The sequence below is a fragment of the Collimonas pratensis genome (assembly GCF_001584185.1).
Taxonomy (GTDB): Bacteria; Pseudomonadota; Gammaproteobacteria; order Burkholderiales; family Burkholderiaceae_D; genus Collimonas; species Collimonas pratensis.
Genome location: NZ_CP013234.1, coordinates 1,007,675 through 1,022,695, shown reverse-complemented (window position 1 = coordinate 1,022,695; position 15,021 = coordinate 1,007,675). Strand labels below are relative to the sequence as shown.

The 15,021-nt window shown below is 60.1% G+C and carries 14 protein-coding genes; 8 read left to right on the top strand and 6 right to left on the bottom strand.

Features of this window, described 5'->3' with window-relative positions:
- Nucleotides 1-83 precede the first annotated feature (83 nt).
- Nucleotides 84-1,262: an FAD-dependent oxidoreductase gene (locus CPter91_RS04610; protein ID WP_061937541.1), complete on the top strand. Its 1,179-nt coding sequence runs from the start codon at nt 84-86 to the stop codon at nt 1,260-1,262.
- A 157-nt stretch (nt 1,263-1,419) separates the two neighbouring features.
- Here CPter91_RS04610 and recQ read toward each other — a convergent pair whose 3' ends face one another.
- The 5 genes from recQ to CPter91_RS04585 form a co-directional block, all read right to left on the bottom strand.
- On the bottom strand, nt 1,420-3,255 hold the full coding sequence (gene recQ / locus CPter91_RS04605) for a DNA helicase RecQ (RefSeq protein WP_061937538.1): 1,836 nt from the start codon (nt 3,253-3,255) through the stop codon (nt 1,420-1,422).
- 173 nt (nt 3,256-3,428) lie between these two features.
- Nucleotides 3,429-4,301: an undecaprenyl-diphosphate phosphatase gene (locus CPter91_RS04600; RefSeq protein ID WP_061937535.1), complete on the bottom strand. Its 873-nt coding sequence runs from the start codon at nt 4,299-4,301 to the stop codon at nt 3,429-3,431.
- 99 nt (nt 4,302-4,400) lie between these two features.
- Nucleotides 4,401-5,246 (bottom strand): undecaprenyl-diphosphate phosphatase, encoded by an 846-nt coding sequence (locus CPter91_RS04595; RefSeq protein WP_061937532.1) that lies wholly within the window; start codon nt 5,244-5,246, stop codon nt 4,401-4,403.
- Nucleotides 5,247-5,341: 95 nt separating this feature from the next.
- Nucleotides 5,342-5,914 carry a DUF1439 domain-containing protein gene (locus CPter91_RS04590; RefSeq protein ID WP_061937529.1) on the bottom strand — a complete coding sequence of 191 codons (573 nt, stop codon included), beginning with the start codon at nt 5,912-5,914 and terminating at the stop codon, nt 5,342-5,344.
- Between the two features lie 71 nt (nt 5,915-5,985).
- Complete coding sequence (locus tag CPter91_RS04585; protein WP_061937526.1) at nt 5,986-6,240, bottom strand: YkgJ family cysteine cluster protein; 255 nt, start codon at nt 6,238-6,240, stop codon at nt 5,986-5,988.
- A gap of 274 nt (nt 6,241-6,514) precedes the next feature.
- On the opposite strand from CPter91_RS04585, the gene CPter91_RS04580 reads away from it, so the two are divergent.
- Nucleotides 6,515-7,234 carry a lytic polysaccharide monooxygenase gene (locus CPter91_RS04580; protein ID WP_082792608.1) on the top strand — a complete coding sequence of 240 codons (720 nt, stop codon included), beginning with the start codon at nt 6,515-6,517 and terminating at the stop codon, nt 7,232-7,234.
- 98 nt (nt 7,235-7,332) lie between these two features.
- The gene (locus CPter91_RS04575) at nt 7,333-9,015 is read left to right on the top strand and encodes an FAD-binding oxidoreductase (protein WP_061937521.1); all 1,683 of its coding nucleotides are present in this window, start codon (nt 7,333-7,335) and stop codon (nt 9,013-9,015) included.
- A 59-nt stretch (nt 9,016-9,074) separates the two neighbouring features.
- Here the strand turns inward: CPter91_RS04575 and CPter91_RS04570 are convergent, their stop codons facing one another.
- Nucleotides 9,075-9,554: an Lrp/AsnC family transcriptional regulator gene (locus tag CPter91_RS04570; protein ID WP_061937518.1), complete on the bottom strand. Its 480-nt coding sequence runs from the start codon at nt 9,552-9,554 to the stop codon at nt 9,075-9,077.
- 123 nt (nt 9,555-9,677) lie between these two features.
- Here CPter91_RS04570 and CPter91_RS04565 point away from each other — a divergent pair, with 123 nt between their 5' ends.
- From CPter91_RS04565 to CPter91_RS04545, 5 genes are all read left to right on the top strand, one after another.
- Nucleotides 9,678-11,741, top strand: a complete 2,064-nt coding sequence (locus tag CPter91_RS04565; RefSeq protein WP_061937515.1) for an aminotransferase class V-fold PLP-dependent enzyme — start codon at nt 9,678-9,680, stop codon at nt 11,739-11,741.
- Nucleotides 11,742-11,883: 142 nt separating this feature from the next.
- A complete protein-coding gene (locus CPter91_RS04560; protein WP_061937512.1) occupies nt 11,884-12,537 on the top strand; it encodes a TetR/AcrR family transcriptional regulator in 654 nt (217 codons plus the stop codon).
- Between the two features lie 143 nt (nt 12,538-12,680).
- Complete coding sequence (locus CPter91_RS04555) at nt 12,681-13,346, top strand: protein-L-isoaspartate O-methyltransferase family protein (protein WP_061937509.1); 666 nt, start codon at nt 12,681-12,683, stop codon at nt 13,344-13,346.
- An 8-nt stretch (nt 13,347-13,354) separates the two neighbouring features.
- Complete coding sequence (locus CPter91_RS04550) at nt 13,355-13,678, top strand: rhodanese-like domain-containing protein (RefSeq protein ID WP_061937507.1); 324 nt, start codon at nt 13,355-13,357, stop codon at nt 13,676-13,678.
- 31 nt (nt 13,679-13,709) lie between these two features.
- Nucleotides 13,710-15,011, top strand: coding sequence for a TolC family outer membrane protein (locus CPter91_RS04545; RefSeq protein ID WP_061937504.1), 1,302 nt, complete (start codon nt 13,710-13,712; stop codon nt 15,009-15,011).
- Nucleotides 15,012-15,021 lie beyond the last annotated feature (10 nt).

Sequence of the window (15,021 nt, the reverse complement as noted above, 5' to 3'; positions counted from 1 at the left end):
AAGCGCCTGCGGCGGCCGGCAAGACAACTTTCCAATCACATTTAGCCGCTTTATCCTCACCGCCATCACTCCCCAGGACATCCATGAAACCCATCATCATCATCGGCGCCGGCATGGCTGCTTATTCTCTGGCACGTGAAGTGCGCAAGCTGAACAAGACTGCCGCCCTGCTCATCATCACTGCCGACGATGGCGGTTTCTATTCCAAGCCGATGCTGTCGAACGCTTTCGCACAAAAGAAGCTGGCGGCACAGTTGGTCTCGCACAGCGCAGTCGCCATGGCAGAACAGGTCGGCGCCCATATCATGACCAAGACCCGGGTCAAGCACATCGATACGATCGCCAAAGTGGTAGACACCAGCAGCGGCGCTTTCGACTATGAACAACTGGTCATCGCAGTCGGTGCACAGGCGATCCGGCTGAACATCGCCGGCGACGCCGCCGAGCGCGTGCTGTCCGTCAATCATATCGACGATTACGCCACCTTCCGCGAGAAGCTGCTGCCTGAGGTGCAGGCGTCGGCCCGAGTGGTGATCCTGGGCGCCGGCCTGATCGGCTGCGAATTTGCCGACGACCTCGCCGCCCACGGCCACCAGGTCATGCTGGTCGATCCCAACAGCCTGCCTTTGGCGGCGCTGGCTGCGCCGCCGCTGTCGCAAGGTTTGCATGCCGCCCTCAGCGCGCGCGGCATAGACTTGCGCCTGGGCACCACGGCCAGCAGCGTCGATCATGCCGACGGCGCACTCAAAGTGACGCTGGCCAATGGCGATAGCGTGGTAGCCGATGTGGTGCTGTCAGCCGTCGGCCTGCGCCCCGACCTGACACTGGCGCAAGCCGCGAACCTGGCCAGCGGCCGTGGCATCCTGGTCGATTCCCATGGCCGCACCAGCGCCCCCGATGTGTACGCGCTCGGCGATTGCGCCGAATACCGCATCGACGGCGAAGGCCGCACCAGCCCGCTGCCGTATATCGCCCCGATCCTGACAGCGGCGCGAGCAATTGCCAAGACACTGAATGGCGAAGACACGGAAATCGATCTCAAGCATTCGCCGGTGATCGTCAAGACCCCAAGCTATCCGCTGGCGCTGGTGCCGCCACCGGCGCATGCGGTGGCGACCGGACGCTGGGAAACGGAAGTGGATGGCGGCACTACGATCTGCCGCTTCTTCGATGCGCAAGGTGTGATGCTTGGTTTCGGCGTGGCGCCGCAGGAAGCGAAAATCAGGCAGGCCTTGATGGCTGCGCTGGGAACCAAGCCTTAATCATTCATTTGCTTTCAGGCTGGCGAAAAAAATCCCCGTAGGGTGGGCACGCTTTTGTGCCCACGCGTGACCGTAATAATCGGAGCACAGACCGACCAGCCAGGGAGACGGATGCGCGTGAAGTGAATTCACGCGTGGGCACAAAAGCGTGCCCACCCTACACGAACTCAGCAATCAGCTCGACGATCTCGGCGCCATAGGTTTCCAGCTTCTTCTCGCCGACGCCGCTGACGCCGCGCAGATCATCCAGCGAGCCCGGCTGCGCCTTGGCGATTTCGCGCATGGTGGCGTCGTGGAAAATGACATAGGCCGGCACATTGTGCTTGCGCGCGGTTTCCACCCGCCACCAGCGCAGCTTCTCGAAGATAGCCTGTTCCAGCGTCGACAGATCGGTTTCGACATAGCCCTTCGACTTGCCGCTGTTGCGCTTCTGCTTGACCGGCTTCTGGTACTGCCGCAACTGTACCGGATGCTCCCCCTTCAGCACCGGCCGTGCCGCATCGGTCAGTTTCAAGGCGCTGTAAGCTTCGTGGTCGACCGTGATCAGGCCAAGCGCAATCGATTGCCGCAAGATGGCCCGCCACTCTGCTTCGCTACGGTCGCTGCCGATGCCGAAAGTAGAGAGCTGGTCGTGGCGCCACTGCTTGATCTTGTCGGAATCGATGCCGCGCAAGACATCCATGACATGCATGGCGCCGAAGCGCTGGTCAACCCGATATATCGTCGACAGCAGCTTTTGCACCACCACCGTGGCGTCGAATGAGACCGGCGGGCTCATGCAAGTGTCGCAATTGCCGCAGCGTTCGGAGCTCTGGCCGAAATAATCCAGCAGGCGCACGCGCCGGCAATGCAAGGTTTCGCACAGGCCGAGCATGGCGTCCAGCTTGACGCCCAGCACGCGCTTGAAGGTCTCGCCAGCTTCCGACTCATCGATCATGCGGCGCTGCTGCACCACGTCCTGCAGCCCATACGCCATCCAGGCATTGGCGGGACCGCCATCGCGGCCGGCACGGCCGGTTTCCTGGTAATAACCCTCGATGCTTTTTGGCAGGTCCAGATGGGCGACGAAACGCACGTCCGGCTTGTCGATGCCCATGCCGAAGGCGATGGTGGCGCACATCACGATGCCGTCTTCACGCAGGAAGCGGCCCTGGTTCTTGGTGCGCTGCGCGTAATCCATGCCGGCGTGATACGGCAAGGCGGCGATCCCCTGCTGCACCAGGAATTCGGCGGTTTCTTCCACCTTCTTGCGCGACAGGCAGTACACGATGCCGGCATCGCCGACATGCTCGCTCTCGATGAAATCGAGCAGCTGCTTGCGGCCGTTGGCCTTTTCCACGATCTGGTAGCGGATATTGGGACGGTCGAAGGATGAAACAAAACGCGCACCGTCTTCCAGCTGCAGCCGCAAGGCGATTTCTTCGCGGGTCTGCTGGTCGGCCGTCGCCGTCAGAGCAATCCGCGGCACTTGCGGGAAGCGTTCGTGCAGGATCGACAGCTTGATGTATTCCGGCCGGAAGTCGTGCCCCCATTGCGACACGCAATGCGCTTCGTCGATGGCGAACAGGGCGATCTTCGAGGATTCCAGCAGCTCCAGGCAGCGCGGCGTCAGCAGGCGTTCCGGCGCTACGTAGACGAGGTCGAGGTCGCCGCTGCGCACGCGGCGCTCGATCTGCGCCGCTTCTTCATAAGTCTGGGTCGAATTGAGGAAGGCCGCGCGCACGCCGACTTCCGCCAGCGCGTCGACCTGGTCCTGCATCAGCGCGATCAGCGGCGACACCACCACGCCGACGCCGTCGCGCAGCAAGGCCGGAATCTGGTAGCACAGCGATTTACCACCGCCGGTCGGCATCAGCACCAGCGCATCCCCGCCGTTGGCGACATGGCTGACGATCTCAGCCTGCTGGCCACGAAACGAAGGGTAACCGAAGACCGTTTGCAGTATGTGCAGTGCTTGCGGATCGGCCGATGCTGCTAGTGCTGAATTTGGCATTAAATACGTAGACTTTACTTTGCTTGAATTAGTGAATCTCTGATTAAGTAGAGGATGTTCTGAGTAAGCGTAGCGAGCGATTCAAGTTCAGGGCGAGAAGCGCAGTCGTACGATAGTACGATGAGCATCGCAGCCCTGAAATTGGATCGCGCAGTGGCTTAATCAGAGCTTCCTTAACTTAAGAAACCATTGTTGACCGCCACCAGCAAGAAAACCCCAAGCGCGATGCGATAGACGATGAACGGCCAGGTAGAGAATTTCTCCAGGAATTTCATCAAACCCCAGATCGCGCCGAAGGCCGAAATACTGGCCACCACCAGACCGAAAATCAGCAGCAGCCAGGTGTCCAGCGGCATGTGCAGATGGAACAGCACCAGCAACTCTTTCAAGCCGGCCAGGGCAATCGCCGGCAAGCCCAGCAGGAAAGAAAAACGCGCCGCTTCCTCGCGCTTGAAATTCAGGAACAGCGCCGCGGTCAGTGTCGAACCGGAACGCGATACGCCCGGGATCAGGGCGCCGACTTGCGCCAGGCCAACGATGATCGCGTCGCGCAAGCGCATTTCGCCCATGTTGCGGCGATGCTTGCAGCTTAGTTCGGCCAGCGCCAGCAGCACGCCCATGGCGATACAGGCATAGCCGATCACGCTCAGGCTGCGCAGCGGTGAACCGCAGGCATTCAGTACATGCGACAGCGACAACCCGGCGATGCCGATTGGGATAGTGGCCAGAATGATGGCCACGCCAAGGCGGAACTGCGGACTGCTGAAATCGCGCTGGCGCACCGCATTGATACTGCCCACTGTGACTTCGCGCACATCGCGCCAGAAATAGCTCACCACCGCCGCCAGCGCCGCCAGCTGCATCGCTGCCGAAAACGCTGAGCCAGGATCATGCCAGCCCAGCACGGCCGGCACGATGCGCATATGCGCGGTGGAAGAAATCGGCAATAACTCAGAGATGCCCTGAATTACGCCCAGGATCGCGACTTGCAGATAGTCTAGCGATGCAAACCCGATATCGGTACCAGCGGAACATACACTTGCCACAACATTCTCCTGCCCAGGATTGGATGATTACAATTTGCTTACAGTATCAAGAACCAGTTTAGCGTGCCTGATCGTTTCGACAGCCGTCCGCGGCCGAGTTCAATGCACCCAGCTGACCCAGCCGGCATAGCCGGTCACGATCACCACCAGCCCGAAGACGATGCGGTACCAGGCAAACGCGGTGAAATCATGGCTGCTGATATAACGCAGCAACCAGCGCACGCACAGGAAAGCCGAGACGAAAGCCGCCACGGTGCCGATCGAAAACAGCGGGATATCGCTCGCCGACAGCAGTGCGCGGTCTTTATACAGGGAATAGATGGTGGCGGCAAACAGGGTCGGGATCGCCAGGAAAAACGAGAACTCGGTCGCCGCCTTGCGCGACAGGCCAAACATCATGCCGCCGATAATCGTGGCGCCGGAGCGGCTGGTGCCGGGGATCAGCGCAAAAGCCTGGGCAAAACCGATCTTCAAGGCATCCAGCGCAGTCATGTCGTCGACCGAATCGACCCGCGCGACGCTGCCATGCGTCTTGTTGCGGCGTTCGACCCAGAGAATCACGAAGCCGCCGACAATCAGCGCGATCGCCACCGGCAGCGGCGCAAACAATTTCTCTTTGATCATCTTGCTGAACAGCAGGCCCAGGATTGCCGCCGGGATGAAGGCAATCACCAGGTTGAGCACCAGCTTGCGCGCCTTGGGATCGCTGGGCAGGCCGCGCAGCACGGCGGCAATGCGCGCGCGGTATTCCCAGCAGACCGCGAAAATGGCGCCGGCCTGGATGGCGATTTCGAATACTTCAGCTTTCTCGCGGCCGATATCGGCGGTAAAGTCCAGCAGGCTGCCGGCCAGGATCAGGTGACCAGTCGACGAGATCGGCAAGAACTCGGTGAAGCCTTCGACCAGGCCCATGATGAGTACTTTTAACGCGAGAATTATATCCATGTGGTGTGGGGAAAGAAGTAAGGAAAGGCGCGGCAGGACGAATGATACCGTCCCGGTCAGCGCCGCGTAGCGAGAGTTTTTCTTAAAGCAAGCCGCTATTTTACCGGCTCGAAGGTGACCACCAGGTTTTCCGGCCTGGTGGCGATGCGGGTCGGCATGAAAGCCACGCCGGCGTAGCGCAGATCCTCCGGCTTGAAAGTATACAGCGGCAGGCTGGCCAGCAACTGTCGCGCCAGCAGATTGCCGATCTGCGTGACTTGCGCGGCGTAGCTATCGTCCAGGCCGTTGAGCAGCAGACTGTCCAGTTTCGGTTCGGCCAGGGTCACCGCGTTATGCGGGTTGTCCAGGGTCAGGATGCCGGAGATCGCCATCGTGCCAGTCCATGATTTGCCTAGCAGCGGCAGAGCCACCGTGACATCGGTGTTCATGGCTAACCTGTTTTGTTCAGACGGCAAGCTGAGCTGAGTCTTGCTGGCGGTAATCTCGAAGATGCCCATGTAGCGTTGCGAAAACGGCAAGCGCTTGTCTACCGACTGCTGCAATTTTGCCAGCGGGAAGGCGACATCGCGCGGTCCTATCAGTGCGGCGCAAGACGCCAGCAAGAGCGCGGCGCACAAGGCCAGCAGCACAGGAACTACCTTGCCTGAGACAGGCCAGTTTGATTTCATTGAGATTTCCTTGCTCAGTTTGTTTCTTCGAGCCATCGACATACGCAAAGCAGAATGCGGCAAGCTTGATTCTACCCTGCGGTCAATTGCTCAAGCGTTGACAGGTAATGCATCGCATGCTCGCGCGAGCTGCCGCACATGTCGGCAGCAGGCTGCAAGCTGGCGCAAACCGCTGGCCTTTCCGGGCTGCCGAAAATCCGGCAAAGATTGGCCGGATCCAGCTGGATGCAGCGTACGCCTGCCGGTTTGCCCTGCGGCATGCCGGGAATTGCCGAGGAAATCGACGGCGCCGTGCAGCAGGCGCCGCAATCAGGGCGACAGCTCACGCCAGGCGCATTCACGCGGCGGCCTCAGCGATCAGTATACATTTAACAAACATGGGAAATTGTGCGGCCGACAGCAATGCGGATGGAAGCAAAGGCCAGATTCTACTTGCATTCGCGTTTTACATCATCTTTTGTACTGCCGCCGGCTAAAAGGAAAAACGGGAAAACAGTCGCCGGCATGACGCCCTGCCGTCAACGACCTGCCAACTGTGACAGTGACGCCGAGACGCAAGAAGCAGTGTAATGGCCACTCTTAATTGAAAAAGGAGTCGGTATGAAAATTCGTCACATTGCTTGCGGATTGGCTTTTCAGGCGCTTTGCCTCGGTGCGCATGCCGAGACCAGGCATGGTGCGGTGGAATTCCCGGTTGCACGGCAGCTGAACTGCTATCAGGCAAATGATTTCAACTGGCCGGCGGACGGCTCGGGCATCAAGAATCCTGCCTGCCGGGCTGCATATCAGGAAGTCTACAAGAAGCACGACAACAATCAGGGGCAGGCCACCCTCCAATTCAACCAATGGAACGAATACGCCAAGAACATCGCCGATTACAATGATTTCGAGGCAGTGAAAAAGGCGATTCCGGACCACCAGTTATGCTCCGCCGGCAACAGCGTTCCCGGCAACGACAAATCCGGGATGGACGTGCCCTCGCCTGACTGGCATGCCAGCACCGTCGCCAAGGACCCGAACCAGGCGATGCGCCTGAAATTCAAGGCGACCATGCCGCATGATCCCAGCTTCTGGGTGATTTATCTTTCCAAACCCAGCTACGATCCGGCCAAAGCCAGTCTGACCTGGAATGATCTGGAAGAAGTCGGCCGTTTCGACAACGTCAAGCTGGTGGGCGGATATTACGAGATGGACGTGGATCTCAAGGACAAGCTGGGCAAACGTGTCCTGTACACCCGCTGGCAGCGCAACGACCCGGCCGGAGAAGGATTTTATAACTGCAGCGATATCAATATCGTGGCCAGCGCCGCGAAAAAGTAAGGCGATAAAGGCAGCTGGCCGGAATCCACCGCATCGGGCATTTCCGCCAGCAGCCATGCAAAAATTTTCAGCGCAGTCCAACCTGACGGAGAACAAGCATGTCTGATTTTGTACAGGTAACCAACGAAGATCGCCGCCATGAAGCCTTGCAGAAAGGCTTCAACCTGCGCTTCCCTGCCGCTCCCGATGCCGGCGCCGGCAGCATTTACGTGTGCAAGACCTGGCAGGAAACCTTGCGGGCCGCCAATGCCGCGCTCAAAAACGGCGATCGCATCACGGTGCGCAGCGGCGGTCATTGCTACGAGGGTTTCGTCTCCAACAAATTATCCGCCGGCGAAAAACTGGCTATCGTCGACGTCGGCCTGATGACCGGCATGGATTATTCCCACGACGAAGACTTGGCGTCCCAGGTCCTGCCGGCCAATCCGGCCCGCTACCAATTCAGAGTTGCGGCCGGCAATCAGAACTGGGATGCCTATGTCGACCTCTACAAGCGCACCGGCAAGACGCTGCCGGGCGGCACTTGCTATTCGGTCGGTTCCGGCGGCCACATCGTCGGCGGCGGCTACGGCTTGCTGTCGCGCCTGCATGGCTTGACCGTCGACTGGCTGGCGGGCGTGGATATCCTGGTGCCCGACAGCACTGGCATCGGACTGACAGCCAAGCATGTCAACTTGGCCTCCGACGGTGTCGAGCGCGACCTGTTCATCGCCTGCCGCGGCGCCGGCGGCGGCAATTTCGGCATCATCCTGAACTATTACTTCAAGAATTTGCCGGAAGCGCCGAAAGAAGCCTATTACCTGGCCCTGAGCTATGCCTGGGACGATCTCCGGCAAGCCGGCGGCGCCATCGCGCTGAAGCGCCTGCTCGATACTTATGGTGAATGGTTCGCGCGGCACGACAGCGAATGGAATGCACCGAACAACGGCAATGGCGGCCTGTTCACCCTGTTCAAGCTGAATGCACGCGCAGCCGGCAATATCGGTTTGGTGATCCAGTACACCGACGTTGAGGGCAATGTCGGCAACGGCAAGGACGGTCCGTTCATCGATTTTGTCAATACCATGAGCAATATTCCCGGGCTGCCTGCGCGCCTGAACGACGCCTTCATGGAGCCGAATATTGCGCCTAAGCGCAGCAAAAACGCGGGTATGGACATGTGCGCCCAGGATCCAGTCGGCAATGCCCGCCGCATGGACTGGATTGCGCTGACGCAGATGTTCAACGGCTCGGGCGACAACCGTCGCGGCAAGTACAAATCGAGTTATCAGGTCAAGCCGACGCTGGCGGCGCCGGTCGCAGGCAGCGACCAGCTGTGGGAAGTGCTGTACGTCTATGGCAATGATCCGCGGCTCAACGCTTCGCTGGTGCAGATTGACTCTTACGGCGGCGCCATCAATGCATTTACCGGCAGTCACGAAACCTGCGTGCCGCAGCGCGGGTCGATTTTGAAAAGCCAGTTCCAGACTTACTGGACTGATGCGGCGGACGATGAATTCCACATGGCTTGGCTAAGCCGCCTGTACCATGCCTACATCCTGGCTTATACCCCCGAAGCCAGCTCCGGCAAGCCTTACCCATCGGCCGACTGGCAAGGCTGCTACATCAACTATCCCGATGTCGACATGAAATACAGCGACCCGGCGCACACCAGGGTCGATCCGCAATGGCCTGCCCTGTACTACATGGACAAGGCGCAATTCCTGGTCGCGCTGAAACAGAAAATCGATCCGGGCAATCTGTTCCGGCATGAAATGTCGATTCCGCTGCAAATGCCTTGACGACCATCGCCTTGCAGCTGCCGTAGGCAAAGACCGGATGCTCAGCAATCCGGTTCCGCTCAGCCGGTCTTGGCGACCAGCCCCAGCGGCAGCGCCGTGGTGGATTTGATCTGTTCCATCGAGAATGCCGATGAAACACCGTACAGCTGCGAGATCTTGATCAGCTTCTTGTAAAAAAGGTCGTAGCCCTGAATGTCCGTGGTGACGACTTTCAGCAGATAGTCGACATCGCCGCTCATGCGATGGAATTCCTGGACTTCCGGCAAGGCCGTCACGGCCGCTGCGAACTTCGACAACCATTTCTCGTCATGTTGGCCGGTACGCACGCTGACGAACACCGTCACCGGCAAGCCAATCTTCTCGCGGTTGACGATGGCGACGCGGCGTTCGATATAGCCTTCATCCTCCAGCCGTTTCAGGCGCTTCCAGCATGGCGTGCTGGACAGGTCGATCTTTTCGCTGAGCGCAGCGACCGACAGGCTGCCGTCGATTTGTAGCGCCGCGAGGATGGCGTGATCATACTTATCAAGTGCGTTCATGCTATTTTGTAATATATATAGGTATAAATATTCTTCATATTAGCAAAATACAGGGATTTTTAGAATGTCTTTATCGCTACGAAACAGTAGACTATTTACAAGCTTACTGTCCGACGAAAAACCATGACTGAAATATATCTCGACGCCAACGCCACCACTGCCGTCTTACCCGCCGCGATCGACGCCGCCGCCCGCGCCATGAAGGAATGCTTTGGCAACCCCAGCAGCAGCCATGCCACCGGCATCCAGGCCAAGACCATGATGAGCCAGGTGCGGCAACGCGCCGCGCGCCTGCTTGGCGCCGGCGACGGCCGCCTGATGTTCAACAGCGGCGCCACTGAAGGCATCCAGACCGCGGTGCTGTCCGCGCTGTGCGCCTTGCGTGAAAAACAGTCGGCCGGCCAGCGTATCGGCAAGTTCTTGCTATACGGTGCAACCGAACACAAAGCCGTTCCAGAAAGCCTGGCGCACTGGAACCATCTGCTGGGCTTGCAGCTTGAACTGAAAAAGCTGCCGGTCGATCAACATGGCCAGCACGATCTCGCCGCCCTGCGCCAGCTGGCCGGCGATGCCGCGCTGGTATGCACCATGGCCGCCAACAACGAGACCGGTGTCATCTCCGAGCTGGCGCAGATAGAAGCGGTATTGCAACACAGCGGCAGCAGCGCTTACTGGCTGGTCGACTGCGTCCAGGCGCTGGGCAAGATGCCGCTGGACCTGAAGGCGACGCGCATCGACTACGCGACGTTTTCCGGCCACAAGCTGTATGCGCCCAAAGGCATCGGCATGCTGTATGTGCGGCCGGGAGCGCCGTTCACGCCCTTGATCATGGGCGGCGGCCAGGAATCCGGGCAGCGCTCCGGCACCGAAAACATGGCTGGCATCGCCGCCCTCGGCGCGGTGCTGGGCGCCCTGGAAGATGGCGCCACCTTCCGCAGCCATCAGCAACTCTACGATTTCCGTACGCGCCTGGTAGCCAGCCTGCGGATTGCCTTTCCCGGCATCGTATTCAACCAGCCGCTGGAAAAAACGCTGCCGACAACCCTCAACTTCTCCGTGCCGGGACTGGCCAGCAAGGAATTGCTGGACCTGTTCGACGCCGCCCAGCTGCGGGTCAGTTCGGGCAGCGCCTGTTCCGCCGCCAAGAGCGCGCCCAGCTATGTGCTGGAAGCGATGCAGCTGCCGCACTGGCGCAGCAGTTCGGCGATCCGCATGTCGTTCGGACCGCTGGCCGACGAAGCCTTCATCAGCGCTGCCTGCGCCCGCATCGAACATTGCGGCCTGGCCTGGCGCCAGAGCATGGCCGCCGCCACGGCGCCGGCAAGCGCTGGCGGCGAAGTTCTGCGCTTCCATCTGGACGGCGCCAATGCCTGGCTGCTGGCGGATGAGGCCAGCCAGAGCTGCGTCATCATCGATCCGTCGCCATTGCTGGTGGAACGGCTGGCCAGCCATGTGCGCAGCCGCGGCTACCAGCTGCGTGCGATTCTCAGCACCGGGGCGCTATCTGAACACGAAGAGAACCGGCGTGAACTGGCGCAAGCCCTGGGCTCCCCTGAGGGGCCAGGCAGCGACGCATTTGGCTGGCCGGCGCCGGACGATGCCGAGCTCGCACTGGGTACGCTGAGATTGCTGCGCAAGAGTCAGGGCGAACACCAGATCTATCTGCTGGGCGATGCCAAAGCAGAAACATCTGCGGCGCGTTTTGCCTTCATCGGCGCCTTGCCGGCGGCGGCGCTCGATCCGGCCCTCGTCACGCCAGACACCTTGCTCTGTCCGGCGCGCGACGAAACCAGCCTGCTGTGCACCAGCTTGCGTGCGGAACAACACCCGGGTGATGACAGCGCCAGCGACATGAACCTGGAAACAGCGGCTCTCGCGCCTTTCCTGGCCGCCCATCCCGGCGCCTTACTGATCGATGTGCGCGAAGCCTATGAGCATGCTGCGGGGATGACATCGGCATCCGGGCAAACAGTCTTGCATGTGCCGCTCAGCCACCTTGTCTCCCACCTGCATCAATGGCTGCATGGCGCTCAAGTACCCCTGGTATTTTTCTGCCGCAGCGGCAACCGCAGCGGCAAGGCCGTCGCCTGCCTGCGCCGGCTCGGCTACCGGAACGCCTGGCAGCTCAATGGCGGACTAGCCCTGGCCAGCACCACGCTCCAGCTGGATTACCCCAAGGCAGCCTGAAACATCAGGTTTTACCCCGCCGGCTTCCGTCGGCGGCGCCAGCCATGCAATTTCCTCCCATCGCAGATCCGACGTTGACACCCGGCGCATTGCCGCTTACATTAATGACTCTTAAGTCAGTAATTTGTAAAGCCAAGGATTCATGAACTGCCCTTTCAGCTCCAAACCCCGTTGGGCAAGACGTAAAGAAGCACGTCCGCAGGAATTGCTGGCGGCTGCGCTGGATATATTTGTCGAACGCGGCTTCGCCGCCACCCGGCTGGGTGATGTTGCGACCAGGGCCGGGGTGTCGAAAGGGACGCTGTACCTGTATTTTGAAAACAAGGAAGAGCTGTTCAAGGCCGTGGTGCGCGAAAACATGCTGCCGATCCTGGATGAAGCCGAAGACATCATCGACGGCTACGGCGGCAGCAGCGCCGACCTGTTCCGCGAGCTGATCCTGGGTTGGTGGGAGCGTATCGGCGCCACCAAGGTGGCTGGCATCACCAAGCTGATGATGGCGGAATCTGGCAATTTCCCGGAGCTGGCGACGTTTTACCGCGAGGAAGTCAGCGCCCGCGGCGACGCCATGATCGTGCGCATGCTCGAGCGCGGCGTCGAGCGCGGCGAATTCCGCGCCATCGACGTGCGCCAGACCGCCAACGTGGTGATCGCGCCGGTGATCATGCTGATGATGTGGCAACAAGCGTTCAACCCCTGCCATGCGGAACCGCTGGATTCGGCAAGCTATCTGGAGAGTTTTATCGATTTGTGCCTGAATGGCTTGCAAATGCCGCCGCACCCCGCACCCGCCTGAGTGCATGCCTTGCTCAGACGCCGTAAACCCGGGATTGGCGTTGTATGGCGGTGTTTTGCCAGGTTTGCCATAGTGTGCAATAGGTTTTTAAGGGTAGCCTTTGATAGAATGAGCCCTTTATTTTTCATTACCGAGCCTTAACCATGAATATCGAACAAGCCCGCTTCAATATGATCGAACAGCAAATTCGCCCGTGGAACGTGCTGGACCTGGACGTCCTGGAATTGCTGACGGTAGTCCGCCGTGAAGATTTCGTACCGGCCGCCTACAAGAGCCTGGCATTTTCCGATACCGAGATCCCGCTGCCAGGCGCTAACGGCGAAAGCATGCTGGCGCCGAAGGTCGAAGCGCGCTTGCTGCAGGAAGCTGCCATCAAGAAACATGAACAAGTATTGGAAATCGGCTCAGGCTCGGGCTATATGGCAGCTTTGCTGTGCTACAAGGCAAGGCATGTCACCACGGTTGAAATCGATCCGGAACTGAAGGCGCTGGCCGCCGGCAACCTGGCTGCCTATGGCATCACCAATGTCGACGTCATGCAAGGCAACGGCGCCCAGGGCTGGGACCTCAGCGAAACCAAGAGCTTCGACGTGATCTTCATCTCGGGTTCGCTGTCGGTGCTGCCGGACGCCTTCCTCAAGCAGCTCAATGTCGGCGGCCGTCTCGTCGCCATCGTCGGCGACGCGCCCGTAATGTTTGCACAGATCATCACCCGCACTTCGGACACCAGCTACAGTACGGTCAATCTGTTTGAAACCGATGTCAAGCCGTTGCGCGAAGCCGCTGTACATTCCCAGTTCAAATTCTAAGCGAGCCTATGCAACATCTCACCGCCTCAGAACTGGCCGCCTGGATTGCCGATCCGCAGCGGCCGACGCCGTTGCTGCTGGATGTGCGGGAACCGTGGGAATACGAGACCTGCCACATCGCGGCAGCGCAGCTGATGCCGATGCAGACGGTGCCGGCGCACTTGAACGACCTGGAAGAAGAACAGGCGATCGTCTGCATCTGCCACCATGGTGCGCGCAGCATGCAGGTCGCCGCTTTCCTCGAACGCCACGGATTTTCCGCGGTGAGCAACCTGACCGGCGGCGTCCATGCCTGGGCGCAGCAGGTTGATCCGGCCATGCCGACCTACTAAACAAACCCGCCGACATCGCCCGGAGAGTGCAATGCGCAATACCTTGATGGCCTCCTTGATTGCGAGCGCGTTGCTGGCCTTGAACGCGCATGCGGTCGACCTGGTGCAAACCTACCAGCAGGCGCTGGCCAACGACCCGGTCTACACCAGCGCCCGCTACGCGCTCAGCGCCGGCAACGAGGCCAGCGTGCAAGGCCGCGCGGCGCTGTTGCCGGTGGTCGGCTTTGGCGGCAATTACAGCCGCTCCGGACAATCGTGGAACACCATCACCAACAACTATAGCCTGCAGCTGACGCAGCCGCTGTTCCGCCCCGCTTACTGGCAGCAGTACCAGGAAAGCAAGCTGTCGGTGGCCGCCAGCGAAGTCCGCTTCGCCCAAGCGCAGCAGGACTTGATCCTGCGCGTCAGCCAGGCTTACTTCGATACGCTGACGGCGCAGGATGTGCTGGCTTCCCTACAGGCGCAGAAGAGCGCGATCGCCGAACAGCTGGCGTCCGCCAAGCGCAATTTTGAAGTCGGCACGGCGACCATTACCGATACCAACGAAGCGCAAGCCAGCTACGATCTGGTGATCGCGCAGGAAATCGCCGCCACCAACAACCTGGAAGTCGCGCGCAATGTGCTGCAGCAGATCATCGGCAAGCCGCCTGCCCCATTGGCGACCTTGCGCCCCGGCGTGCAGCTGAGCGCGCCGCAGCCGGCCGCCATAGAAACCTGGGTCAGCAGCGCCGAGGATCAGAATTTCGGCGTGGTCGGCCAGCAGATTGCGCTGGATACGGCCAAGTACGACATCAAGAAAGCTCGCGCCGGCCATCTGCCGACAGTCGACCTGATTGCCAGCCGCGCGCACGCCGACGTCAGCGGCAGCGATATCCCTTTCAACAATGTTACGCAGACCGCCAACTCGATCGGCGTGCAGTGGACCATTCCTCTGTATGCCGGCGGCGCCGTCAACAGCAGCGTGCGCCAGGCAGTCGCCCTGGAAGACAAGGCCCGCGCCGACCTGGAAAATGCGCGCCGGACCGCGGCATTGAATGCGCGCCAGGCCTACCTCGGCGTCAGCAGCGGCCTGGCTCAGGTGAAGGCTTATGAAGCGGCGGAAATTTCGAGCCAGTCATCGCTGGATTCCAACCGTTTGGGCTACCAGGTGGGCGTACGCATCAATATCGATGTGTTGAATGCGCAACAGCAGCTGTTTTCCACGCGCAGGGATTTGGCCAAGGCCCGCTACGATACCTTGATGAACAGCCTCAAACTGAAGTCAGCGGTAGGCACCTTGAAAGAAGAAGATCTGCAGCAGGTCAATGTCTTGCTGACGCCCGCAGTTTATTGAAGCGGCAGCA